Below are 25,348 nucleotides of genomic sequence, written 5' to 3'. Positions count from 1 at the left end.
ATGCTTAAGCAGTCTTTTTTTTGAAAGCTGCACCTGTTCCCAAAGCACCTAATGCTAGTAAGCCCAAAATTGAAGCAGGTTCCGGGACGGGTGTTAGCTGAACATTGTCAATCAGCAGTCCAGAGTCAACAATCTCATCATCCTCGTCCAAGACTCCAAATCCTAAACTAAAGGTTCCGGAGGTTTCAAAGGTATAAGAAAAACTCTGAAAGCCAGTCTCTTCAAAAAATAAATCTGTCAAAGATTCTATGAATAGTGGGGAGTTGGTGTCAGCTAGCCCATCTACCATTTGAGAGATGCTGACGAAGGAAAAATCGTTAAACTCTTCTGGAATAAACAAGACAACATCGTTAAAAATTTCTTCACTCAAAGATGTAAATTCATCCGTGAGAAAGTTCCAATCAAAAGTCAAAATATCTCCGGCATGGGCGGTGAAGGTTTGTTGAATTGCAGAACCCTCTGTGGGAGTGCCTACATTGGGAAGATTAGGGATAGTAGCTAAGCTTCCAGCTGTTAATCCTAGAAATGTTTCTATATCCGAGACAGGAACTGAGCCAAAATCAGTGGTTAGTAGAGCTTGGAAGTCTCCATCTGTCGGACCACTTCCAAACGCTTCTGTCTCAATACTAGTGTCGCCTATGGTTGCCCATTCGGTGAAATCACCAGTCTCAAAACTGCCATTGAAAATTGCCAGGGCTGGGTTAGCACTTAAAAGAGTTGCCGCACTAACTAAACTTACTGTACCTGAGCATAGGGTTAAGACATTGAACAATTGGCGAGTAGACATAAAATTGATTACTCCTTTGTTAGGGAAAATGCTATGGTTTTCGCGACGACACTATTTGAGCGAACTATTTGAATAGTTTAGAAAATTCCTTAACAACTCAGAACATCTAAACATTAAGGGGCTCAAATCAATTAATTCTAAAATCTAGAGCCTCTTAATAAGCAAGCACCATGATCTGACACATCCAAGCCAACTAGTCTAAGCATGGATGTAACTAATGATAAAAATCCCTAGGAACTTAAGCTGCGCGCTCTAAGGATAGTGTTCATTGTTGATTATTATCCCCATCTGGGAGTCTTTTCTTTTACTGCTTGAGGTTGGTAGCTATGAAAACAATGAACTAATTAACATTGATGACTGATTTATTTTCCAACAACACTATTACATATAAATCCGGAATAATTGACATAATTCACGTAAACTTTACTCAATATTTAAACTAATAAAGGGTTTATGAAAAATATTTTGATAAGAGATAATTCAGAAGAGACTTGGTCAGCTAATATGTATTTAAATTTCCACCTCAAGTAGCGTGGCCAACGGCCAATCAATCCACTGGTGCAAGAGCAGGTGTAACTTCTGACCATCTCCCCATTTCACCAAAGCGCCCCTATTCACAATTTCAATATGTGAATAGGGGCTGCTCCATTATCAAGGATTTAAGCAACTTTTAATAAAGAGTCTTTTAGGCAAAACTAGACTCGAAACCTTGAGGGGGTGACAAGAAGGCTAAAAGCGATGCAGCTACCTCGTTTTTCTACACCCATTCGCCCGGTCACCCCACATTCAGTAAGGCTAATAATGCTGCTTGTCACTCCCTTTGGGTGAGGACTCGGGATACTCCCGACCTAGAGGCTGTGCTTTAGAACTATGCAGTCTTTTTTTTGAAAGCTGCACCTGTTCCCAAAGCACCTAATGCTAGTAAGCCCAAAATTGAAGCAGGTTCCGGAACGGGTGTTAGCTCAACGTTGTCAATCAGCAGTCCAGAGCTAACAAAAGTATCATCCTCGTCCAAGACTCCAAATCCCAAACTAAAGCTTCCGGAGGTCTCAAAGGTATAAGAAAAACTCTGAAAGCCAGTCTCTTCAAAGAAAGGTGTCACAAAATCTGTCAAAGATTCTATGAATAGTGGGGAGTTGGTGTCAGCTAGCCCATCTACCATTTGAGAGATGCTGACGAAGGAAAAATCGTTATAAATTTCTGGATTAACAAAGGGAAAACCGGGAAAATCTTCTGGATTCAAAGATGATGTAAATTCATTGGTGAGAAAGTTCCAATCAAAAGTCAAAATATCTCCGGCATGGGCGGTGAAGGTTTGTTGAATTGCAGAACCCTCTGTGGGAGTGTCTACATTGGGAAGATTAGGGATAGTAGCTAAGCTTCCAGCTGTTAATCCTAGAAATGTTTCTATATCCGAGACAGGAACTGTGACAGGAACTGTGACAGGAAATGTGTTAAATACACCAGTACTTAGTAGAGCTTGGAAGTCTCCATCGGTTGGACCACTTCCAAACGCTTCTGTCTCAATACTAGTGTCGCCTATGGTTGCCCATTCGGTGAAATCACCAGTCTCAAAACTGCCATTGAAAATTGCCAGGGCTGGGTTAGCACTTAAAAGAGTTGCCGCACTAACTAAACTTACTGTACCTGAGCATAGGGTTAAAACATTGAACAATTGACGAGTAGACATAAAATTGATTGCTCCTTTGTTAGGGAAAATGCTATGGTTTTCGCGACGACACTATTTGCTGGAACTATGTCTTGATGCAGCGCGGCCAAAGGGGGTTTATCCCATGAGCGACTGCATCGGTTTGGAGAGTATTGGAAAATTCCTTAACAAGTCAGATCATCTAAACATCAAGGGGCTCAAATCAATTAATTCTAAAATCTAGAGCCTCTTAATAAGCAAGCACCATGATCTGACCCATCCAAGCCAACTAGTCTAAGCATGGATGTAACTAATGATAAAAATCCCTAGGAACTTAAGCTGCGCGCTCTAAGGATAGTGTTCATTGTTGATTATTATCCCCATCTGGGGGTCTTTTCTTTGACGGCTTTAGGTTGGCAGCTATGAAAACAATGAACTAGTTAACATTGATGACTGATTTATTTTCCAACAACACTATTACATATAAATCCGGAATAATTTAGCTACTTAAAGTAAAATTCACTAAATCTTTAACTTAATAAAGTTTTGATGAACAATCCTTTGATAAGAGATAATTCAGAAGATATAGCATTTACAAATAGGTCATAAACAATATTGCTGATTTTTCATAACATCAAAAACTATTCGGAGCTCTTTCCTACTGTTCCCAGATCCGCTGTTCCCTGTTCCCTGTCTTGATGCAGTCCTATACATCTCAAATAAAAACGCTATACTTGGTAACCTAAGATGCATTTAAATTTCCACCTCAAGTAGCGTGACCTACGGTCAATCGCGTAGTGTGGCCAACGGCCAATCGTTGCCGTAGCGTGACCAACGGTTAATCCACTTGTGCAAAAGCCGGTCTACCCTCTGACCATCTCCCCATCTCCCCAAAGGGCCCCTATTCACAATTTAAATGTGTGAATAAGGGCTGTTCGATTATTGATGTTGACAGAATAGGACTTAGAGACTGTTTATAAAGTAAATCTTAAGACAGCTGAAATCGCTGACTATTGGTGGGTTAGGGCGGACAGCTCTTTTAATCCGAAGTTCCCGACTCCCGACTCCCGACTCCCGACTCCCTGATAAACCAAAGACACTATTGGCGAAGTCTCTGGTTAACGGTCAACGGTCAACGGTCAACAACAAACTAGATCGGGTACTGACTTTTAACACAGGAGTACCCATTTACCACTAACCTGTACCCGTTAGCAAGAAACGGGTACAGGTTTCTCCTATAGTAGTACTCGTTTCTCGTTAACCAGCTTGTAGGGTGGGCAAAAACAGTTTGGTTGTTTTGAGTATTCTAGATCAAAGAAGTTTGCCCACCCTACTGACTCTACTGAGATCAGCTTGTAGGGTGGGCAAAAACAGTTTGGTTGTTTTGAGTATTCTAGATCAAAGAAGTTTGCCCACCCTACTGACTCTACTGAGATCAGCTTGTAGGGTGGGCAAAAACAGTTTGGTTGTTTTGAGTATTCTAGATCAAAGAAGTTTGCCCACCCTACTGACTCTACTGAGATCAGCTTGTAGGGTGGGCAAAAACAGTTTGGTTGTTTTGAGTATTCTAGATCAAAGAAGTTTGCCCACCCTACTGCTTAACCCTCAACCTTCAACCCTTAGACCAAACTTGGTACAAGACTGGTGAGATGGGGATACAGAGGAAAGCGATCGCATAACTGTGCCACACGCTGCCGACATTGATTTGCCACTTGCTCATCCTCTGGATTCAGTAAGCGATCGGCAATAATATTACCAATCTCAGTAAATTCTGCCACTCCCATGCCCCGGGTAGTCATGGCTGGGGAACCTAGGCGCAAGCCACTGGTCACAAAGGGCGACTCTGGGTCAAAGGGAACAGTATTTTTGTTAGCCGTAATCTTGACACCGCTCACCAGTTGGTCAGCTCGCTTACCTGTCATACCAATAGAGCGCAAATCTACCAGTAATACATGGTTATCTGTACCACCAGAAACAATCTTTAACTCCCGGTTTTGCAGTGCCCTTGCCAAAGCCTTAGCATTTTCAATCACGTGGGCAGAATAGGTTTTGAATGCTGGGGTCAAGGCTTCCCCAAACGCAACAGCTTTACCAGCAATCACATGTTCCAACGGACCTCCCTGAGTTCCCGGAAACACTGCCTTATCGAACTTTTTACCCAAATCCGATTGATTGGTCAGAATCAAGCCACCCCGTGGACCACGCAGGGTCTTGTGAGTGGTAGTAGTGACCACATGGCAGTGAGGAAGGGGGTTAGGGTGATGACCAGTGGCAACTAAACCAGCAATGTGAGCCATATCCGCCATCAGGTAGGCATCCACTTCATCAGCAATGGCGCGGAATTTTTCAAAGTCAATGATTCGGGGATAAGCGGAATAGCCACAAATAATCAGTTTGGGACGCTCTTTCAGAGCAAGTTCCCGAATCTGACCATAGTCCAATTGCTCAGTCTCCTGGCTGACACCGTAGTGACACACCTCAAACCATTTACCCGACACATTTACCGGTGAGCCATGGGTGAGGTGTCCGCCATGGGACAAATCCATCCCCATAATCTTGTCACCAGGTTTTAGTAAGGCTAGAAATACCGCAAAGTTCGCTTGAGCACCAGAATGGGGCTGCACATTGGCATGAGCAGCACCAAAAAGTTCTTTAGCACGGTCAATCGCTACTTGTTCGACTTTGTCAATGAATTTACAGCCGCCATAGTAGCGCTTTCCGGGCAATCCCTCAGCATATTTGTTAGTTAGCACTGAGCCTTGTGCTGCCATCACCGCTGGGGAGGTGAAGTTCTCACTAGCAATAAGTTCCAGATGCTCCCGTTGACGTTGGAGTTCTTCTCCCAGATAGGTGGCTATCGTGGGATCGGTTTCGGCGAGAAAATCTAAATTAGTTTGAGTCACTTTCTTTACTTCTAGGATCGATCACGTTTGCTAATTGACACAACAACCTTAAAGGTGTATATGCTTACAAAAAATCCTCTGAGGCAATCAAGCCCTGTCTAGGCAGGAGCGGGAATCAAAAACTGAGGTAGCGCTTTGATGCACGGGTTTATCCCATCAGCGACTACCGGTAGCTAAATAGCAGCTTTAGTCGCCCTGAAGATTTTTTGGCAGGTGGTTTGTTTGGACACGACCCTTAAACAGGACTTACCCAGTAACTCTACCTACAGGGTGGGTTATTAACGCACCCTATTACTTATCCCTACTACTTATGCCTACTACTTATTCCTACTACATATGGGCGTTTAATGCCCAGTTTTTCGCCAGCTTTCCAAAAGTCCTGTCAAACAATTCATTGGTAAGGATGAGCTGAAAGCTTGAGTTTGAAACGATTCAGAGTCAGATTAAGCCAAGTTTTAGCCAAACTTAAAGTTTTTATTATATTATTAAAAGTTATAGTATTATCTAAATAATGCAATACCTAGCATCTAGAGTATCGAATAAGATAGGAATAGCATTGAACAACAGTTCTAATCAACAGCACTAATAAACAAAACTTAAGCACTAAGCTGATTAGTTAATAGTTTCAGGATGAGTATGGGTGGTATAGTGAGCAAATAAACACCAGTAAACACTGTTTCCTATCCTTCAGTCTGCTGTTGAGAAGAAATAAAAGAATCATGCTTCGGCATCAGCCCTGATAGTGTAATGGGATTAGTGCTATGTTAGTCATTCTAACGGACAACCAAGTAATTTCCCCCGACCTTGTCTGTCAATGTTGTTTACTGGCTGACCCAAGTGGTCAACCTCGCTGGCATCAAGGCAAATTGGTCTGTGGTCATGTGCTCAAGAAGCTCAGTGAGAAGCAAGCTCAACAGTATGAGTGTGAAATGGGCTTCCGTCTGGTCAATATGGATTGACTTTTCTAGTAAGCGATCGCGTAGCGTGACATGCAGGTCAATCCCATTTCAGGTCGCTCAGGGGTAGAGTGTTGTGCTGCGCTATGCTGAATAGTAGTTAGTTTACCCTTTATCTGAACATCTTCAAGGAGAAAGCACCATGACTTGGCGCGGGTCAACAGATGTTAAAGACCGGATTTTTGCAGCCCTTCCTTATCTACTCCCTCTAATTGAGGTTTTGCCCTTTGGTGAATTTATGCTAGAACAGTTTCCCATTCTGAAAATTATTTACCTGCCACTACTACCGTTGATTTCACTCTACACTTTGCCTTTCGTGGGGTTAATTATTTTCTTTGTTTTATTCTTAGCCGTAGTCAGAAACCCACAAATCAGCCATTTTGTTCGCTTTAACACCATGCAAGCGATTCTTTTAGACATTCTTTTAGTTTTGTGTCGTCTATTGTTGCCAATTTTAGTCCAAGCACTAGGGGTTAACTTGCTAACAGAAACCTTATATAATATAGTATTTTTAGGAATCCTTGCCGCCTGCGGCTACTCCATGATTCAATCATTGATGGGCCGTTACGCAGAAATACCAAGCCTTAGTCAAGCCGTTTACAGCCAAGTCCCCTAGTCTTGCCTAGTCTTGACCTGTGAAGGGCGTGAGCTCACCGTATTTTCCAACTGACCAATTCCCTCAATTTCCACCCGGACGCGATCGCCAATTTCCATTGGTCCTACCCCTTTGGGTGTACCCGTAAGGATCACATCTCCTGGTACTAAGGTCATCACCTGGGAAATGTAAGATACCAAAACATCTGGCGGAAATACCATTTGACTAATTAAAGCTGATTGAACTGGCTCAGGGTTGTCATTCAGAAATGTCTGCAATTTTGCCCCAGCACTCAACTCCCGGACTATCCAGGGTCCAAGGGGACAAAAGCTATTAAATCCCTTAGCCCTGGTCCACTGGGCATCCCGCTTTTGTAAATCCCTAGCCGTTACGTCATTAGCGATCGTATAACCCCAAATTTTGGATTGAGCTTCGTCTGGTGTGCAGTCTAAGCAATAGTCACCGATTACCAGTGCTAACTCTCCCTCATAGTCTACTCGCTGAGACTGAGGCGGATACTGGATGGCTTGAGAGTCAGGAATTATAGTGGTAGGGGGTTTAAGAAACAGTAAAGGTTCCTCAGGAACTGATGTTCCCAATTCCGCTGCGTGTTCAGTATAGTTTTTCCCTACAGCCACGATTTTAGTTGGTGCACACGGAGCCAGCAATTGATAGCTTTCTGGTTCCAACTCTAAATCTATGGGTTGTCCTTGTAACCAAGGTGGTGCATCCAGCACCTGAATAGTGCGGGTCACCTGTAACAAGCCGTAGTAGGTCTGTCCTTTAGAAGATTTAACTCGGACGTAGCGCTGTGTCATAACAATAGATGTTCCTTGATAATATTACCAAAATTCTCTACTTTACCTAAATTAGTCCTGAGTTGGCAGTACGTCAGTACTGAGTACCGATAACAGATTGTCCTTAACAGTACAATAGATAACAAGCTGCATTCATACATAGCATCTTCTAGTAGTGTCTGGTGGTGCCTAGTGTTATTCCCCTTTGACGAATGTACTTTCTTTGAGCACCACTTAATTGAAATTTAATTGAAATTGGTTGCACAAGGGGTTAAAATGGTGAAGGGGTAATGCTTGTCAAGTATTCATATCAAAGTATTGAGATAAAAGTATTCAGATAAGTGTAACAACCCCACACACTTACCGATCCGGTAACTGTCCGCTTGAGTAGCGGTAGATCAATTCCTTGCTTCTTTAACTATCCAGTAGCAAGCAACTCAATTACCCAACCTTTAACCATACCTTCGGTGAGGGTCAAGGAAAGCTGATTGTTAGTGCTGATTGTTAGTGCTGATTGTTAGTGCTGTCCATCGGATAAAAAGAAGCCAACTTGTCCATAAGGAGATTAATACCAGTGCAAAACACTTACGAAATGATGTATATCCTGCGTCCTGATTTGGGCGAGGAACAAGTAGATCAAGCTATCGGCAAATACCGAGACCTGTTGCAGGAACTCGGTGGAGAGCAAATCGAGATTCAGCATCGTGGCAAGCGTCGTTTAGCCTATCCCATTGATAGGTACCGGGAAGGGATTTATATCCAAATGAACTATAATGGACCAGGTACCCATGTGGCCAAGATTGAGCGAGCAATGCGTCTAAGTCAAGATGTGATTCGCTACCTGACCATTAGACTCGAATCATCTCCAGCTCCTAAACCAGAACCAGCAGAAGTTGAAGCTTGAACTCTCGGTATTCTAGGGGGTAATAGGTAATGGGTAACAGGTAATAGGTAATGGGTAGTTGACGATTACCTATTTCCTGTAGACTCTTTGCTGGCTACAAAACACTAACGATTAAAGACTAAGGACTAAGGAGTATCGATAAATTCAGTTCTTGGAAAGGTTCGGAATCTGGCTTAATCTCAATTTGATTCGGTTGAGCCGATTCACCATTAATCAGTAAATTATACTTACCCTGCTGCAACCCTTCTAAATAAAAGACCCCAGCACCGTTGGTAATCGAAAAAATCGATTTTCCTGAATCAACTGGTACTGCTTCTACCTTCGCCCCCTCCACCGCTTCTCCCGCAGCATCAGTGACTACACCTGCAAACGTGTAGGATAGTACCATTGGCACAGTAACTGGAGTATAGCTACCGGGCACCACCTCCACTGCATAAGCTGATTCCTCAGGTTTCCAGTCGATGGGATATCCGGCAGGGTCAAGGTCGAGGCGATAGGTGTCAGGGTCGAGTTTGACAAAAATCCCATTGTTGCGAATGTCTGGTCGAAAAGAGGTAATCGATTTATTATTCAGCAGTAAAAGTAAATCCGGCTCTTCGAGGTAAATCTCTTCCCCTGTATCTCGTTTACCATTGCCATTGTTGTCAAAGAAAGGCTGAATTAACAATCCCCCTCGGCTGCGTAAGCGGTCAAAGCGGGTGTCGGCAGCGCTAATCCCTGATTGGACATTGATATTGGGAGAAAGTTCAATCCTGAAGGTGCTGCCATCAGAGGTAGTAGATATTTCTTGATAACGTAACCGCAATACTAATCCGGGAATCACCGCACTGGAAGCTGAGGCAATCAATCCATTACCGCGAGAACCAAAGCCATAGGCGAAATCCAAGTCCCAGAGATATCGACCATCACTAAACTGTTGTTGAGAACGATAGCGCCAAGCTAAGCGAGCCAGGTGATCATCACGGTTATTGGAATCCCGGGTTTCGTAACCCAGTAGCAGGGAATGTCCTTTAGAGGCACTGCTATCGGACAAATAATAGATCAGTTCTGAATTGGTAGTGATTTCATTGCCTCGATGGGAGAGTATCAGACTTCCCAGGTTAGACCTCAAACTCCAGCGCAAGTTATTATTGGTGTCGATGTCAGCACTGGCAGAGAGTGAGAAATCTTGGCTAGTGTGGGAAATGCTCATACCAGCAGCTAAGGCTTCTTCCCGAGTGTTTCCACTGGCTCTCAAGGTTAAACCACTAAAGACTTGCCAGTTGACCCGAAACCGCTGGGCTAGACTATCACTGTTGAAGTTAAAGCTCAGCTTAGGAGAGGGTTGGAAGTTAATACTGGCATCATAGTCTATCTCCTCATCCTCTGTACCCAAAAGAGCCGACACTTTTACCTTTAAGGGAAAGCCAGCAGGTTGATAGAATAGTTCCCCTAACCCCAACACTGACTCGTCGTAAACCACCCCCATCCCCAAGGTCAGGTCTTCTGTGACTCCTAAGCGATAGGCAATTCCCCCCCGCACGTCTATAAACTCACCGAAGAAATTCCCATTCTGGCTCGATTCTCGACTCAAGCCAGTGGAAACAACTAAAGCAGAGGCTCCCTTGGTCAATTGACCCGGTAGAGTAGAGAATTTGGCCTCTCGAATTTCCGGTTCCGCAGTAAGCTGTCCATCTGGGTATAGAAAGACGCGATAAGTATTGCTACCGCCTCGTCCAGTTATGACATTTTCAAAGCGGTAAACCCCAGAGGAGTCCACTAGGATTTCATCCACCACTACATCATTAAAACCTTGGGTCAGCTGGACTAATGTACCCGGTTCAGCTTCCCCAGTAACCCTGCGTCTAATGTCATTGGCTTGCAACCGTTGGCTAGGATTAAATCCACCTCTTGATGAGGGTGGGGTAAATCCCCAGCGCTGGATAGTGGTCGCACCCCAATATTGACCTGTTCCTTGACTTCGCCAAAAGGTGGGCTGGGAACCTAGGACAAAATCCGCTGCATCGGTTTGGCGAAAATACTGGGCTTCCTGTAACCGAAACGTCCCGGTATCGGTTAAATCCGGTTGGCGAGTCCTCAAAAACCAGCTACCTCCTAATAAGGTGCCGACGGTGGTAAATTCTCCACTATAGTTAGTGGAATTAGACACGGAACTGCTACCACCCCCTCTGCCACTAATATTTACCCGTTGTCTGATCGCGGATATGCTAAAGGCAGGGGCATCAATCTCAGATAATCCTTCCAGTACGACTGGGATTTCTGGAGTTCGCCGACCTTTGGGCCGCATATTCAACCAGGGGGGATTAAACCTAATCGCGTATTCAATCATGTCAAACTCCGTCGGAACTCCTAGAAGAGTTTGGATGGTTTTGACGGGAATGACTAATCCTAATTCTGGGTCCGTTGGTAATTCTTCTGGATTGATGCGGGTGACTAAACCAGGCGATCGCACTTCTAATTGACCATCTTCTAAGGGTTTGACATCTAATTTCAAGCCCTTAATCACATCATCTAAGGGAATCAGCCACTTTTCAAAATTAATTGCCTGGGAACCATCTTCAAATCCCCGCACTAAGGTACTAGGAATCACATTCTGTTTTCCCAGATTTACCCCCACAGGAAGAATAATCAATTGATCACTATCGTTTCGCCTTGGGCTAGAGGTAGTGGCGGCGACTTCCGGTTTTGGTATTTCAGGTGCTAGTGTTTGGGCAACAACGGAAGTTATGGTAATCAAAGAAGACAAGAGAGTTGTTACAGCTAGATAAGCTAGTGAAATAATTTTCATCCAACACCTATGAGCTGACTAAATGCTGACTAAATTTTTTAAGGGAAACTACATACAGACTTTCCAATTTGGTCAGATCTAACAGTAACTAAGGGGTTTGATACATCTGGTTTATTGCAGTAGCACTCCTATTCCATTATTACCCGTATTTTTCTCCACCTTAATTAACTTCACTGAATTTTTAAATTCGGTATCTTTCCGGATGTATCCAGTTATGAAATTAGGAAACAATATAATTACAAAAAAATTACAAACAAACAGTTTATTTCCACCAGATAAAGGACATGAGAAACCAATTCGGTAAATCCTTATTTATTTCCGCATTGACTGCTTTAGGTGTTGCTGCTGGTGCTACCAGTGCCTTTGCTCAGGTACCTCCTGGTCCTCCTGCTTCTGCTACTATAGAGCAGGAGTTTGAATTTGAGGGCACAGTAGAGGGAACCTGTTCTTTTATAGATGTTCAACCTGGTACTCTAATAAACCCTGCTCCCGAAGTATTAGCTGTTCTTAACCCAGGTGATGCTGCTACAGGTTTGATGGTTTGTAATACCCCATCAACTGTCTCTCTTGGAGACTTGATGGCGATGAATCCTCTATCTGAAGAACTTTTAGACACCGCCGAGACCTACAACTATGGAGTTTATTTTGTTGAGATTGATCGTCCAACAACTGGCGATATCGAGCGTAATATGGGAGAACCTGCAGCATAACCACTAAATTTACCTCCTAGCAAATTCGAGGTTGAAGCTGACATGTTGATCGAGGTAATTTTACCCCTTAAATGCGGTGATTACGCCTTTAAGTTTACGGTTACAGCTACAGCTAACTAAACTCAACTATTGGCTGGAAGCCATCCACCTATCCCCCTAGGTAATTGATGTTACTGCAATTAAACTCTATATTTTTAGTTGTCTCCGTGGGAATCGGCTTGAGCAGATTTTTACTACGGAGACTTTACCAACAAACCGTTGATTTATAATAATCTAACATCAGCTAATTATTCTGTCAATATCTATAGCAATTAATGGGTTGAGGGACATTTTTTGAGGGAGCAGGGAGCAGGGAGCAGGGAGCAGGGAGTAGGGAATAGGGAGTAGGGAGTAGGGAGTAGGGAGTAGGGAGTAGGTAAAAAATATTGTTTACCTCATTACTTATGAGAACTGCTATATAAGCATTCAGCTACATGGGAGCTATCAGCTACTAATAACTAGTAATTAATAAAAAGTAATAATTATATAAATTTTATAGATTTTTGGTAATAATCTGGATGGTAACAGGGGAATAACACGGATATAAAACCGTAACGTTATCCCAGACAATTACCATGTCCAAACAACTGATTAAATCCCTAGTCATTATTACGATAACTGCCTTGGGAATAGCCGCTAGAGGGTATCTATAAAAAAAAGATTAAAGAAAGAAGCTGGTGAGACTTGAAGATGAGAAGTGATTAGAAGAGCGAGTGAGTGAAGTGAATGAATCGCAAAGCTTATCCAACAGACCTTAGGGACAAGCAGTGGGTTCTAATTGAACCCCTGCTGCCTGCAGCTAAATCGGTAACAGGGCGAGGTCGCAAACGAACAGTAATCAGAGGAGAAATAGTCAACGCTATTCTGTATTGGAGCCGGAGTGGCTGTGCATGGGAACTACTTCCTCACGACTTCCCTCCACCCAAAACAGTTTATAGTTCAGGACTTACTTGCGTAAGTCCTGTCTCCATGACGTACATAGACAGTGACACCAACGCGAGGTACAATGCCCATACTTACACCACCACGGTTATTCTGGGAATGTTCCAGATTTTCTGTGAAAATCACTGCCCGATATTCCCCTTTCTCCATACTAGGAGGAAAGCGGTAAATCATTCGGATGCGGCGAGTTACTCCTGGTTCTACTACCAATTCACGAGGGGAGAATTGTAGATAAGGGGTTAAATCATTAGAGCTAGATTCCAATGCCTCAAACCCATTTTCATCGTAGGTGAAAGGTGTGGCATAGACACGGGCTCGAAATGCTTTATTACTGCGATTGGTGACGTTGATGATACCTCTGGCTTGACCTCGTTCTGCTTCTTCTTCAATAACTAAGGGAGAAACTTGAACCTGAGCTTTAGCTAATCCGGGAAATAGCACCAGTGCAGATAAGGCGCAGCTACCTAAATAGGTTATTAAATGTTGATTGAGTTTAATCATTTCTAGGGAATAGGGAATCGGGAATCGGAACCCACCCCTAACCCCTCCCAGGAGGGGAACGGGAATCGGGAAGTTAGAATTTAGAATTTAGAATTTAGAATTTAGAATTTAGAATTGGGAATCGGGAATCGGGAATCGGGAATTGGGAATCGGAAATCGGGAATCGGGAATCGGAAATAGTAAATAGCTAAAAATATGTGTAACTAATTAATATAAAACTAAGGATTTAGCTTATGGGCTATGTCCCAGCGTCGAAGCCTGTGCCACGACGATACTTGAGGTGCCGCCAACGGCTGACGGCTGACGGCTGACGGCTGATTGCTGTTCGCGTAGCGTGCGCGTAGCGCATATGCTTACGATAATTTAGTAAACAGCGATATACTTTAATCTATTGTTGACTAATTTTATGGTAATAGGTATGGTAAAAATTAATGATTTTTATATAGTATGTTTTTTAAACAATCGTTATAAATACGGATATAGCAATGCTAAGTCATTTGTAAGTAGTCACACAATAACAATTACCTGTTTTACAAAATAAAAACTATGATTTTGTAAGCATTACCGAGAATGGGAAGAGGTAATTTATTTTGTAATGATAATTAAACAATACTTCCCTTAAAATCGTCCTGAGTGCTAACTACTGATAAATTAAGCGATGATCACAGAATATTCAAGTTCAATCCTGACTTAGGCAACAAAAGCAGGAAAAGGTTGATATGTAATCCCTTTGCTCTGACACCTATGCCAGCATGATAGTAACGGACATTGCCTCAAATCAAGAAATTTCCAGTTGGAATCGGCAAACCTATCAACGTTTGAAACTCGCTTTGAGTATTGGTCTGCGCCGCCAGCTTTTTTTGGCAGTGTGTGATGACCTGAATCTGCGCAACCAGCTAGCAGATCAATTATACCGGGAGTTAGGCTTATGTGCAGCAAACGGGTCAAGGAACCACCAAGGTTACCCAAAGTTGGTCAGCTTGAATTTAAATCTGAGCGAGCCTAATCCCCTAGCTCAGATTAATCAATGGTTAACCGACCATCAGGAATCTTATACTTCTGAAAGTATACCGGGATTTCAGATTCTGGGTATAGAAAACTTAACACGGCAACCCGCAGCACTGCAACGATTGTTTCTTAGGCATTTACAGGCAATTGGGCATAATCTCAGCTACTGGGAACTGACTTTCTTGCTCTGGTTGCCACGACCTTGGTTTTATTCCATTCAGCAGTCCGTACCAGAATTTTGGCAACAGCACACTGGTTTCTTTGAGTTTGAAGGAGAACCAACACCCCTATCCCAAGGGGTGGCTGATACACCACAAGCTTCCTACACATTACCCCCTTCAACAACAGTAATCGATCCTGGTCAGGAAGATGTGGAGACACTACCAGGGCAAGAGGAGGTGTTGACAGTTGAAAGTTTTAATGTTGAAACACCACAAGATAACTTTCAACCAAACAACGTGCCACCTACAACTGAAACTGAAACACCACAAGATAACTTTCAACTAAACAACCTGCCACCGGCAACTGAAACTGAAACTGAAACTGAAACACCACAAGATAACTGCGAACTAAACCACCTGCCACCTGGAACTCAAAAACCATCTACAGGCCAAACCTATCTTGAATTGGGCAATCATTATCGCTACCTGATTGAACAGGGAGATGCCTCTGAGGAAAACTTAGTGATCGCAATCCAGGCTTATGAGCAGGCGCTGCAATGGTCAAAATTCAAACCTATAGAAGAATCCGCTATCCTCAATGATGTGGGAAATTTCTACTGGATGCTATCTCGTTGTCCGAACAATGACAACCTGATGGTCTCTTATTTAGAGCAAGGGATTAAATGCTATCAAATAGCACTAACTGACTTTTTAGCGGAACAATCTCCGGAAATTTTTAGCATGATACAGAATAATTTGGGAACAGCTTATGGAGAGTTAGGCCACTACCAAGACTTAGCTAAAAATCTGGAAAATTCTATTCGCGCCTATGAAGAAGCTTTGCGCTATAGCGGTGCTGATCATGACATGGTTAAATATGCTTCAACCCAGAACAACTTAGGAACGGCTTACTGGAATCTAGCGCAACATCAATCACCAGTGCCTAATTTAAAGAAAGCGATCGCAGCCTACCAAGAAGCCATCTGTGATCATGACACCACAGCCAATCCTCAAAATTGGGCAATGATTCAAAATAACTTGGGTACGGCTTACTGGAGTCTTGCCCAGCACGAACAACCAACAGTCTGGTTGAAGCTAGGGATATTTGCTTATAAAGATGCTCTCAAATACCGGAAACCAGAGGTTGACCCAGCTGGCTATGCTGCAACCCAGAATAACCTGGGTACCGCCTACTGGCACTTAGCCGACCAGTTAAAGGAGGAATATGGGGCACAAGCAGAATACTTTAAGCAATGTATAAGGGCTTATGAAAATGCTCTTGCGATCGCAGGACATCAACCACACCCGTCTGACCAAGTCCTTAACCAGAATAGATCGCCTATACCAGTTAACTTTGATATTATAGCTACCTACAACAACTTGGGGCTAGTGCATTTCCAGCTAGCCACACAGCCACAATTTTCCTTAACCAAAGGGTCTAAGTTAACTCATTTAGAAGCTGCCCTACACCAACATGTGCAAGCTTGTATGGGTACAGTTGATCAACCCGAAACCTACCAAATTTCTCTGAACTACCTGATCCACACTATTCGGGCATTCTCTCGGGAAAATGGTCCTGCGGGACAAAGCCTTGCCCTTTCCAAAGTTCCCGGTCAGCTATTACCAGAAATTTTGCCTCGCCTATGAGCTTAAGAATTTATAGCAATTCTCAGCAACCTTTGAGCGACATTGCTTATGCTTTTAATGCAAAAGTAACCCACCCCTAACCCCTCCCAGTAGGGGAAATATAAAAGGGAATAAGAAAGATGATTTTAAGGGAATCACCGTCAAAAAAGACTGTACCTCATAAGTGCGATTAACGCTATAAATTACCAATTAGTAATTACCAATTACCAAATTTATCATAACTCTAAAAAGGTAGTTCACCATTTTCATCATATTCTAACTCTTGCGGCCTATTCTGAATCTTGATATAAAACGGTCTTGGATCAGGTTGATTTTCGGCTACTGATGATTGGGGTTGCTCTTGGTCAAAGCTACCCTGAGTATCATTGACAAACGACTCTACTGATGGCTCTTTGGCCATGACTTCATTATTACTCATATCATCATTTAAATCAATAATTTCTCCGCCAAAACAATCTTTAATTTTCCCTAAAGCTTGCTCTATTTGATCAGCATCCCAGTCTAAGTCAGAGAAATCATACGGTGGCCTGGATAATGCTGGCCTGGATAATACTGGGCTGGATAATACAGTGTCCACTGCTTCAGATGTTTCAGAATTGCTAGGAGGGGCAAGGTTTTGTGGCTGGGATGGTTGGGGGGAGGGGTTTACTGCTGGCTTTGAAGAGTCACTGGTGCTAGGTGGCACAACTAGTTTGGCCTCCGTTGAATCCCCCTTTGAATCCCCCTTGCTGCTTGAAGATTCCTGTGGTGCTTCTGGGGTAGTGATTGGTGGAGGTAATTTCGGAGTTGGTACTGCTGGTAGGGTCACTCTTGATTGAGGAGCGGTCTGGGTGGGGAGTGCTCCTACTAGTTGAAAATTAACTTTCACATGACCTGGATGGACTTTGGCAAATGCCTTTTGAATTTGGGGCAACATTCCTTGTATGAGCTTTTGTACACCCTTCTTTTTGATGCCAATAGATGCCTCTCGGCCATTGAAAGCTAATAAACAGCCGTTGCTACGCAGTATTTCTCTAGAGCCATCCAGTTCAATATTATGAATGACCTGTTGCCAAACCTGCTCGATTTCGTATGGCTGGTTGCTAAGGTCGCTGTCTCGATTAACACTAGCGCTATGGTAAACTTCCTGATTCGGTGTTGAGGTTGTCACTAAATCAGGGGTTTTGGGTATGCCATTAGTAGAGGTGTCCGGGTGTGGTTGAGACCCTAACCTTTCTGAAGGCTTAGGCTCCTCAGTTTCCTGAGTCTTTGGCTTCTGAGCTGGTTTACTTGGATGCTCTGGTTTAGGAGTAGTCTGATCTGGGGAAGAGGTTGGTTGATTGTACCGCTCTTTTCTGAGCTGATGTCTCCCAACTGGTGCTAGGTTAGGCTGGTGCCTAGGTTTAACCGAAGGTGCTGAGGGTTTGACTGATGGATTTTTAGGGAATAACTGTGAGGTTTCTACGGATTGAGAGGCAAGAGCCGCTGGCAATAAACCCATTAGGGTTACTTCTAACCAGAGACGGGGCTGGGTAGTGTTTTTGATCTGAACTTCACTGTCTTTTAGATGCTGTTGACCACGTAAAATACTCTCCACATCAAGCTGTTTAGCTAACTCACACAGCTTCTGCCAGGTTGGAAGGGTGATGGCTGATAAATTATTACGAGCAGGAGCAGTTTTAGCAATCAACAAATCTCGGTAGAAGCTAGCGAGATTTTGTAGGATAACTAGGGGCTCTCGACCTCTATCGATCAGATAGCCACATTGTTCTAGTACTGCTACTGCTTCAGAAGATGCGATCGCGTTTAGCAATGCCAGCAAGTCTTGTTCAGGTACTGCCCCCACTAAATCCCAAACCTGCTCTACCGTGACCTGTTCATCTAACAAACTCAGTTGATCTAGCAAACTTTCTGCATCCCGGAGCCCCCCTTGAGCCACTTGTGCCACTAGGGTTAAGGCATCTGGTGTAATAGCGATATTTTCGTTAACTGCAATAGCCTTCAGATGAGACACCATTGCCTCTAGGGGAATGCGGCGAAAATCAAAACGTTGGCAGCGGGAAATAATGGTGGGTAATACCCGTTGAGGGTCTGTGGTAGCCAAGATGAAGACTACCCGCTCCGGCGGTTCTTCCAGGGTTTTGAGAAGGGAGTTGAAGGCTGCGGTACTAAGCATATGGCATTCATCGATCACATACACTTTGTAGCGGCACTGGACTGGGGCAAATTGAGCCCGTTCAATGATTTCCCTGATCTTATCTACGCCGGTATGACTAGCTGCGTCCATCTCAGTCACATCCAAGGATAAACCACCAGCGATCTCACGGCAGACGTGACATTCACCACAAGGAAATGGAGTTGGCAAAGGACTCTTGAGACAGTTGAGAGACTTAGCTAAAATCCGTGCCGAAGAGGTTTTTCCCGTACCTCTAGGGCCAGTAAACAAATAGGCAGGGGCAATGCGCTCACTCTCGATGGCATTGGTTAGGGTTTTTGCGATCGCATCTTGCCCCACTAAATCCGCAAATCTCTGGGGACGATATTTGTGATGTAGGGGTTCGTAGCTCACGACTTTCTGCTGTGGGGGGCTTACCGGATTGGTCTAGTAGTGTTTTAGTGACATACTCCCGACGCTGCCAAGCACTGGACAGTGCGGGCTTCTTACCAACACCAGCTACTGCTTAGGTTACACGGGTTACTTTATTAACGACACGGTCAGAAGTTACCGCAAGAAGAGGGTTTGAAGTTACCGTAAGACAGGGTCGCCTTTATGGTCGGCAGGCTATGGGTAAAAGGGTTAAGGCTATTGTTATAAGGCGACCCTGTCTAAGGCGCGCGTCTCTGGCCTTTATGGTTAGTCGGCTATGGGTAAAGGGTTAAAACTTTATGATTAAGGCTGCCCTCTTCTAAGGTTTCGCCTCCGGGATGCCCCGACCCGCCGGAACAATACAAAAAAAGTTCATTAACCAAAGTACTGCTGGAATTTTACCCATCCACAGATAACTCAAACTATCAAGTTTTTTCTGAAGGTCACCCCATATTCCAGGTTGTAAAGGTACAGGCACGTAGGTGGCGGTTAGCTCTTAATTTGTTTTTCCCTACTATCGGTAGTATATCGCATTGGCATTTCGACGTTCCGACCCTTGCCCCGCGCTTCCCATACGACACTTACCCTATCAGGTATTGTGCGGGGCTTCTCACGGTTTAGCTAATAGTGTTTTAATTTTAGGCAAGACAGATCGGGGTCTTATGAGGGATTGCTGGAGAGAGGGTTTTGTTAAACCTTTATCTTCGGTGGTAATCTTTCACCAAAGATAGTAACAGGGATATCAGATTCCCATACTACTGATCGGTTAGCTTACGTAAACTATATAATCGAGCATTTCCACCTCATCGATATATATCATCTTCTGTTTTAATTATGGAATCAGCTATTTCTTCTTCTGTTAGTACTACTGACGAATTACCCCGCGAGGTGAGAGTTGCTCAACTGCGTAATCTGGTAGAAACTCTACACATCGCAGATGAAATTGCCAGCCAAGGCTACCTGATTAGTAGTTCTGAACTGGCGGATTTAATGGATGTCAACGCCAGCGCTGTCACCAGTCGGGGGAACCACTGGTCTTGGCGCAACTGGGTTGTGTCCAGGGTCAGGCGTGAAGGTAATCAAATTCTGTGGCAGTTAGAACGGGTAGACAAAGGGAATATAATGGATGAAGACTAAGCCTTACAAGACTAAGCTAGATAGGGGCGTGCCTATATTACGTTGAGACTATGTTGGTAAGTATTCAGAAGTCAGTGGTCAGCAGTCAGCGGTCAGTTTATTTGATTCAATTGCGGTGTGCTCCTCAAGTAGTGTGGCCACAGGCTGTTGGCTGATACGCGACACGCTGATACGCGACACGCTGATACGCGACACGCTGATACGCGACACGCTGAATGCTTACATATGTTGAGTGTTGACCCAAGACCCCACCGTTAACGATTAACACTCAACACTCAACCGTACCACTGGTGGAGTTAACCCAAGAAACACAACTGGAGGTGCGCGCCCGTTCGCGCCCCGCGTCGGCGAAAGCCGATAGGTGCGACCCTAGGCCGCGAGGGATTGCTCGCGGCCTAGCAGGCGCGCACCTAATCCGGAAAGCGCACCTAATATTACCGAAATAAATGGGTTGAAAGCCTCCCCCTTTTAGGGGGACTTTTGGTACAATTATCCAAGAGGAACTGAGTTTGTAGGTGATAACTCAGCTTAAAAACCTTCTGAAAAACAAGAAACGGTGTAATTGCTCTTGCTAGGAGTTCAAACGAGCCAAAATTCGTACAAGGCTGATTTTCCTCAATCAGAATAGCAATTCAATGATTAACTCAATAGCAAAAGTACCGTAGGGCATACGGAAACTTCCCAAGAAGTTTGGGTAAAAGCTTGGAGAACTATCCACATGCAGGGGTTCTAGATATTAAGTGATATTCTAGTTTGCAACGGAATAGGACATAATCGTGTAAGACCTGAGTAAGGGGAACCTAAAAGGGCTGTGATTAGCTCAAGAATCCTCGTCCTTTTAGGGCGAGGAGTGTCAATTATATGTCTTGTCACAACTGGGATGATGGGAAAATAGCTAATATATTGGCAGTAACCCTAGTCTTGCCAATGTAGGTTACAGCGCAAGAACATGGGTCAAACAGAGCGAGCAGCTTCATGGCATCCGTACCCAAAATGACTTCACCTGTCTCGGAAAACCCGAAGAATTTGATCCGCCCATTTCAATACCATGATTTGGCAGCAATTGAGAAGCTACTGCAACAGGCAACTGATGAGCAGAGTAAGATCTGCCCATCAGTTGACCAACAGCCACTTAAGCAAGTTAGACGCTGGTATTGGTTGCTGAAGTTTTTGAGTTGGTTTCCCAACCCCTACCAGTACAGTTTTTGTATCTATGTGGCTGAGCAACTCCAACAGCTGCGCGGACTGATCAAAATTTCCCCATTTAATCACACCCGTAGTACTTGGCGGGTGGAGCAGGTGTTAGTTGATGCCAACACTCCTCTAGTAAGTAACACCCTGGCAACTCGAGACATTGGCTCGGCTCTGTTGCGCTATTGCTTTGAAAAAATTTGGCAAGCGCGAACTTGGTTATTGGAAGTCAATATCAATCATAAAAGTTCACTGGCTCTGTATCGGCAAAACGGATTCCAGCCCCTAGCTCAGATGACCTATTGGGCGATTGAGCCAAAACTGCTGGAAAAATTGGCGGTTCGTGAACCAGATTTGCCGAACCTGTTGCCTGTCAGTAACGCAGATGCTCAGTTGCTCTATCAGCTGGATACGGCATCAATGCCACCAATAGTGCGTAAGGTTTTTGACCGCCATATTCAGGATTTTCAAACCAGTATGTCACGGAAAATCATTGATTCACTGTGGCAGTGGCTAAATCATACTGAAGTAATCAGTGCCTATGTATTTGAACCACAGCGTAAAGTCGCCGTTGGCTATTTTCGGCTGCGACTGTGCCGTGATGGTAACCGTACCAACTCAGCTGAGTTAACAGTTCATCCAGCCTACAATTACCTATATCCAGAGTTACTGTCTCAGATAGCACGGATTGCTCAAAAACTGCCTTCCCAATCCCTAAATCTGGCAACGGCTGACTATCAAGCTGAGCAGGAAGAGTATCTAGCTGAGCTGGGAGCAGAACGGATTGAGCATACTCTGCTGATGTCCCGTTCCGTTTGGCATAAGTTGCGGGAAACCAAGTCTGTTACTTTTGAGTTATCTGATGTGCTTCAGGGGCTACAGCCAGCTCGAACTCCAATCCCCAGCCGCATATCCTGGTCACAATCCCCATCGAAGAAACACCGTGCTAAGGTAAAAAAGGTCTCCATTGGGGTTTCCCAGTCCTCCAGTGTAGTCTCTCAAGAGGAGAGGGTGTCAGTTAAATCTTCACCGCAGAAGTAGTTAGTTATCCCCACTTGGGTTATAAAAGCTAATTTACAGATGCCCCATACCTAATGTGCCATTCCCCAAATTCGCTCTTTGACTAAAAATGGATAGCATAGGAGCTTAAGTTATGGAAAGAATTTCAGCACTGGGATTGGATTTGGGAAGCAAACGTATTGGTGTGGCGGGTTGTGATGGGACGGGTTTGATTGCTACTGGTTTAACTACCATTGAGCGTACCTCCTTTCAGCGGGATGTTGACCAACTGCGAGAGTTAGTTGAAACCAGAGAAGTGCAGGTACTGGTGGTAGGTTTACCTTATTCGATGGATGGAACCCTGGGTTTCCAGGCACGAAAGGTGCAAAAATTGGCTAGGCGATTAGCAGCAGCACTCCAGCTGCCGGTAGAGTATATCGATGAACGGCTTACCTCTTGGGAGGCTGAATCGCGACTCAAGGCGAGTAAGCGATCGCTTACCCACAATAAAGGACTGATTGACCGTCACGCTGCTGCTATCATCCTACAACAGTGGTTAGATAGGCGGCGCTCGGGGAATTGAATCCCTTCTTGATGGTGATAGAATAGAAAACTGTTGACTTATACTAATTAAACTTTATCGATGAGTCTAACTCAAGAACGTAAAACTGAAATTATTAATGGCTACCAGGTTCATGAAACTGACACTGGTTCGGCAGAGGTGCAAGTGGCTATCCTGACTGAGCGTATCAATACATTAAGTCTCCATCTACAAAGCCACAAAAAAGATTACTCGTCTAGACGGGGATTATTGAAGATGATCGGTCGCCGCAAGCGCTTACTTAGCTATATTCGTCAAGACGATCAACAACGGTATCAAAAATTGATTGAGCGCTTAGGTATTCGGGGTTAGACCCTAGTTGAACGGACCCTAGTTGAAAAGAGCTTATGTCTACTGAACCGTCACGGGAGCGATTGCCTTTTGAACCACGTCAAAAGCGCAAAAAGAACCCTAAAGCCCAAAATTCATCAACAAATCCCCAAGCTACTCCAAAGGAAAAACCCAGTCAAACTACTGTCAAGCAAGATAAGAAACAAGATAAGAAGCAAGATTTGCCAAGGGCAGCCTCAAAGGACTCAATGGCAATCCCCGATGTGGTCAGTAAACGGATGGTGCGTCGGATGGCTCTAATGTGCGGTATTCCCAGTTTCTTAGGGATAGTTACATTTGTGGTTAGCTATTTATTGATCACACAGGTTGGGGTAGAGTTACCCCATGTGGCAGTGATTCTGGTGAGTATGGGATGCTTTGGTCTAGGTGTGTTGGGGTTGAGCTATGGTGTTCTTTCTGCTTCGTGGGAGGAAGATATACCAGGAACTTTTTTTGGTTGGCAAGAGTTCAGCACTAACCTAGGCAGATTGACATCAGCATGGCGTGCTGCTAAGACAAAAAGTTAACCTTTTGGGGGATCCTATGGTCTCAGTTTGGGTATAAGGTTACCAGGTAGGAAGCACTTTTTCGCTTCCTAACTAACCTGGGTAAGTAATTTGTTATTTTAATTAACATATTGTTATATTAATTAGTTATATTTTTTGCGTTCTTCCGCCTAAATCCAAGATTCTACAAGGGTAATTTGATCAAAATTTTGGTTCAAGCAGATATCGCGACTATTGAAATATAAATATAAGTCAAAAAGGCATATATAGAGCAAGAAAGTATTCTATAGAATAATAAAGCACTCTGTCAACAGCAAAGGGTAGGAACTCGACCATCTCCCACCCACATTCCCTGACTGGGACTAAAGTCCCTAAGCTGTTAAGAATCTAGTTGTATGAGACACTCTAACGGAAATCTTGGGTTTCAGCCTTAGAATTATCCTTGTTTAGATGTACAACAAATTAATCGGCTCTTAGTCGGCTCGTTTTTCATCCCCGGTCATTAGACGCGGGGTTTATAAACTCACGAGGATTTTTTTTATGATAGTAGTCATGAAGGTAGGCTCTCCAGAAGTCGAGGTGACTCGCCTTAGCCAAGAATTGAGCCAATGGGGGCTGACTCCAGAAAAAATTGTTGGTAAGCATAAAGTAGTGTTGGGTCTAGTTGGTGACACCGCTTCTTTAGACCCCCTACAAATTCAGGAAATTAGTCCGTGGATAGAACAGGTACTGCGGGTAGAGCAACCGTTTAAACGGGCTAGCCGTCAGTATCGTCATGGGGAAGCCAGTGAGGTGCTAGTGCCAACGCCCAATGGGCCAGTGGTATTCGGTGAACACCATCCCTTGGTGATTGTTGCGGGTCCGTGCTCCGTGGAAAACGAGGAGATGATCGTCGAAACAGCACGCAGGGTTAAGGCATCAGGAGCAAAGTTCCTGCGGGGAGGTGCCTACAAACCCCGGACATCCCCCTATTCCTTCCAGGGTCATGGGGAAAGTGCCTTGGATTTGCTAGCCAAGGCACGGGAAGAAACTGGGTTGGGCATCATTACTGAAGTGATGGACACGGCTGATGTGGATAAAATTGGTACGGTAGCAGATGTGCTGCAAGTTGGTGCCCGTAATATGCAGAACTTTGCCCTACTGAAAAAAGTGGGGGCTCAAGATAAGCCAGTACTCCTGAAGCGGGGCATGTCAGCAACTATTGATGAGTGGTTGATGGCTGCTGAATATATCCTAGCAGCGGGCAATTCTAATGTGATTCTTTGTGAACGGGGAATTCGGACATTTGACCGTAAATACAGCCGGAATACCCTAGATCTTTCAGTACTGCCAGTCTTACGACTCCTAACTCACTTGCCGATTATGATTGACCCCAGTCATGGCACAGGCAAGTCTGATTATGTTCCAGCTATGGCAAAAGCAGCGATCGCAGCTGGAACTGACTCGTTGATGATCGAAGTTCACCCCAACCCCGCTAAAGCCCTGTCTGATGGACCACAATCTTTGACACCGGAGCGGTTTGACGAGTTGGTGAAAGAAATGGCGGTAATCGGTCAAGCCGTAGGGCGTTGGCCTCAATCTGCTGTGGCTCTTGCTAGTCATTAGTAGTTAGTTTTTAGTGATGACCTGAGT

18 protein-coding genes and 1 pseudogene are annotated in these 25,348 nt (G+C 44.2%); 12 read left to right on the top strand and 7 right to left on the bottom strand.

Going from position 1 to position 25,348, the window contains the following annotated elements; all coding sequences use genetic code 11:
- Positions 1-4 precede the first annotated feature (4 nt).
- The 3 genes from F6K53_RS13420 to glyA form a co-directional block, all read right to left on the bottom strand.
- The gene (locus tag F6K53_RS13420) at positions 5-787 is read right to left on the bottom strand and encodes a PEP-CTERM sorting domain-containing protein (RefSeq protein WP_293064025.1); all 783 of its coding nucleotides are present in this window, start codon (positions 785-787) and stop codon (positions 5-7) included.
- Between the two features lie 868 nt (positions 788-1,655).
- Positions 1,656-2,477, bottom strand: a complete 822-nt coding sequence (locus F6K53_RS13415) for a PEP-CTERM sorting domain-containing protein (protein WP_293064024.1) — start codon at positions 2,475-2,477, stop codon at positions 1,656-1,658.
- A gap of 1,577 nt (positions 2,478-4,054) precedes the next feature.
- Positions 4,055-5,338 (bottom strand): serine hydroxymethyltransferase, encoded by a 1,284-nt coding sequence (gene glyA, locus F6K53_RS13410; protein WP_293081048.1) that lies wholly within the window; start codon positions 5,336-5,338, stop codon positions 4,055-4,057.
- Between the two features lie 761 nt (positions 5,339-6,099).
- Between glyA and F6K53_RS13405 the strand changes: the two genes are divergently transcribed.
- Together F6K53_RS13405 and F6K53_RS13400 are read left to right on the top strand one after the other, a co-directional pair.
- Positions 6,100-6,297: a hypothetical protein gene (locus tag F6K53_RS13405; protein WP_293021609.1), complete on the top strand. Its 198-nt coding sequence runs from the start codon at positions 6,100-6,102 to the stop codon at positions 6,295-6,297.
- 139 nt (positions 6,298-6,436) lie between these two features.
- On the top strand, positions 6,437-6,910 hold the full coding sequence (locus tag F6K53_RS13400) for a Tic20 family protein (RefSeq protein WP_293064022.1): 474 nt from the start codon (positions 6,437-6,439) through the stop codon (positions 6,908-6,910).
- On the opposite strand, the gene F6K53_RS13395 is transcribed toward F6K53_RS13400, so the two are convergent.
- Positions 6,907-7,707 carry a fumarylacetoacetate hydrolase family protein gene (locus tag F6K53_RS13395; protein ID WP_293081045.1) on the bottom strand — a complete coding sequence of 267 codons (801 nt, stop codon included), beginning with the start codon at positions 7,705-7,707 and terminating at the stop codon, positions 6,907-6,909. The genes F6K53_RS13400 and F6K53_RS13395 overlap by 4 nt on opposite strands.
- Before the next feature lie 574 nt (positions 7,708-8,281).
- Here F6K53_RS13395 and rpsF point away from each other — a divergent pair.
- Positions 8,282-8,590: a 30S ribosomal protein S6 gene (gene rpsF / locus F6K53_RS13390; RefSeq protein ID WP_293021674.1), complete on the top strand. Its 309-nt coding sequence runs from the start codon at positions 8,282-8,284 to the stop codon at positions 8,588-8,590.
- A gap of 118 nt (positions 8,591-8,708) precedes the next feature.
- On the opposite strand, the gene F6K53_RS13385 is transcribed toward rpsF, so the two are convergent.
- Positions 8,709-11,378: a carboxypeptidase-like regulatory domain-containing protein gene (locus tag F6K53_RS13385; RefSeq protein WP_293021624.1), complete on the bottom strand. Its 2,670-nt coding sequence runs from the start codon at positions 11,376-11,378 to the stop codon at positions 8,709-8,711.
- A 284-nt stretch (positions 11,379-11,662) separates the two neighbouring features.
- On the opposite strand from F6K53_RS13385, the gene F6K53_RS13380 reads away from it, so the two are divergent.
- Both F6K53_RS13380 and F6K53_RS45845 read left to right on the top strand, forming a co-directional pair.
- The gene (locus F6K53_RS13380; protein WP_293021627.1) at positions 11,663-12,088 is read left to right on the top strand and encodes a hypothetical protein; all 426 of its coding nucleotides are present in this window, start codon (positions 11,663-11,665) and stop codon (positions 12,086-12,088) included.
- A 765-nt stretch (positions 12,089-12,853) separates the two neighbouring features.
- A pseudogene (locus F6K53_RS45845) lies at positions 12,854-13,054 on the top strand (transposase); the annotation flags it as partial.
- Between the two features lie 12 nt (positions 13,055-13,066).
- Here F6K53_RS45845 and F6K53_RS13375 read toward each other — a convergent pair.
- Positions 13,067-13,570 carry a hypothetical protein gene (locus F6K53_RS13375; protein WP_293021629.1) on the bottom strand — a complete coding sequence of 168 codons (504 nt, stop codon included), beginning with the start codon at positions 13,568-13,570 and terminating at the stop codon, positions 13,067-13,069.
- 752 nt (positions 13,571-14,322) lie between these two features.
- Between F6K53_RS13375 and F6K53_RS13370 the strand changes: the two genes are divergently transcribed.
- Positions 14,323-16,386, top strand: a complete 2,064-nt coding sequence (locus tag F6K53_RS13370; protein ID WP_293021631.1) for a tetratricopeptide repeat protein — start codon at positions 14,323-14,325, stop codon at positions 16,384-16,386.
- A gap of 223 nt (positions 16,387-16,609) precedes the next feature.
- Here the strand turns inward: F6K53_RS13370 and F6K53_RS13365 are convergent, their stop codons facing one another.
- Positions 16,610-18,934, bottom strand: coding sequence for a DNA polymerase III subunit gamma/tau (locus F6K53_RS13365; RefSeq protein ID WP_293021633.1), 2,325 nt, complete (start codon positions 18,932-18,934; stop codon positions 16,610-16,612).
- Between the two features lie 852 nt (positions 18,935-19,786).
- Between F6K53_RS13365 and F6K53_RS13360 the strand changes: the two genes are divergently transcribed.
- The 6 genes from F6K53_RS13360 (at position 19,787) to aroF (ending at position 25,321) form a co-directional block, all read left to right on the top strand.
- Positions 19,787-20,089, top strand: a complete 303-nt coding sequence (locus tag F6K53_RS13360; RefSeq protein ID WP_008188499.1) for a hypothetical protein — start codon at positions 19,787-19,789, stop codon at positions 20,087-20,089.
- 993 nt (positions 20,090-21,082) lie between these two features.
- Positions 21,083-22,321, top strand: coding sequence for a GNAT family N-acetyltransferase (locus tag F6K53_RS13355; protein WP_293021638.1), 1,239 nt, complete (start codon positions 21,083-21,085; stop codon positions 22,319-22,321).
- Positions 22,322-22,433: 112 nt separating this feature from the next.
- Positions 22,434-22,862 carry a Holliday junction resolvase RuvX gene (gene ruvX / locus F6K53_RS13350; RefSeq protein WP_293021640.1) on the top strand — a complete coding sequence of 143 codons (429 nt, stop codon included), beginning with the start codon at positions 22,434-22,436 and terminating at the stop codon, positions 22,860-22,862.
- A 60-nt stretch (positions 22,863-22,922) separates the two neighbouring features.
- Positions 22,923-23,192 carry a 30S ribosomal protein S15 gene (gene rpsO, locus F6K53_RS13345; protein WP_008188496.1) on the top strand — a complete coding sequence of 90 codons (270 nt, stop codon included), beginning with the start codon at positions 22,923-22,925 and terminating at the stop codon, positions 23,190-23,192.
- A gap of 35 nt (positions 23,193-23,227) precedes the next feature.
- Positions 23,228-23,737: a PAM68 family protein gene (locus F6K53_RS13340; RefSeq protein WP_293021643.1), complete on the top strand. Its 510-nt coding sequence runs from the start codon at positions 23,228-23,230 to the stop codon at positions 23,735-23,737.
- A gap of 519 nt (positions 23,738-24,256) precedes the next feature.
- Positions 24,257-25,321, top strand: coding sequence for a 3-deoxy-7-phosphoheptulonate synthase (gene aroF, locus F6K53_RS13335; protein ID WP_293071327.1), 1,065 nt, complete (start codon positions 24,257-24,259; stop codon positions 25,319-25,321).
- Positions 25,322-25,348 lie beyond the last annotated feature (27 nt).

This window comes from Moorena sp. SIO4A1 (assembly GCF_010672065.1).
Taxonomy (GTDB): Bacteria; Cyanobacteriota; Cyanobacteriia; order Cyanobacteriales; family Coleofasciculaceae; genus Moorena.
The sequence above is the reverse complement of the archived record's forward strand: the minus strand, read 5'-3'. Positions and strand labels throughout refer to the sequence as shown.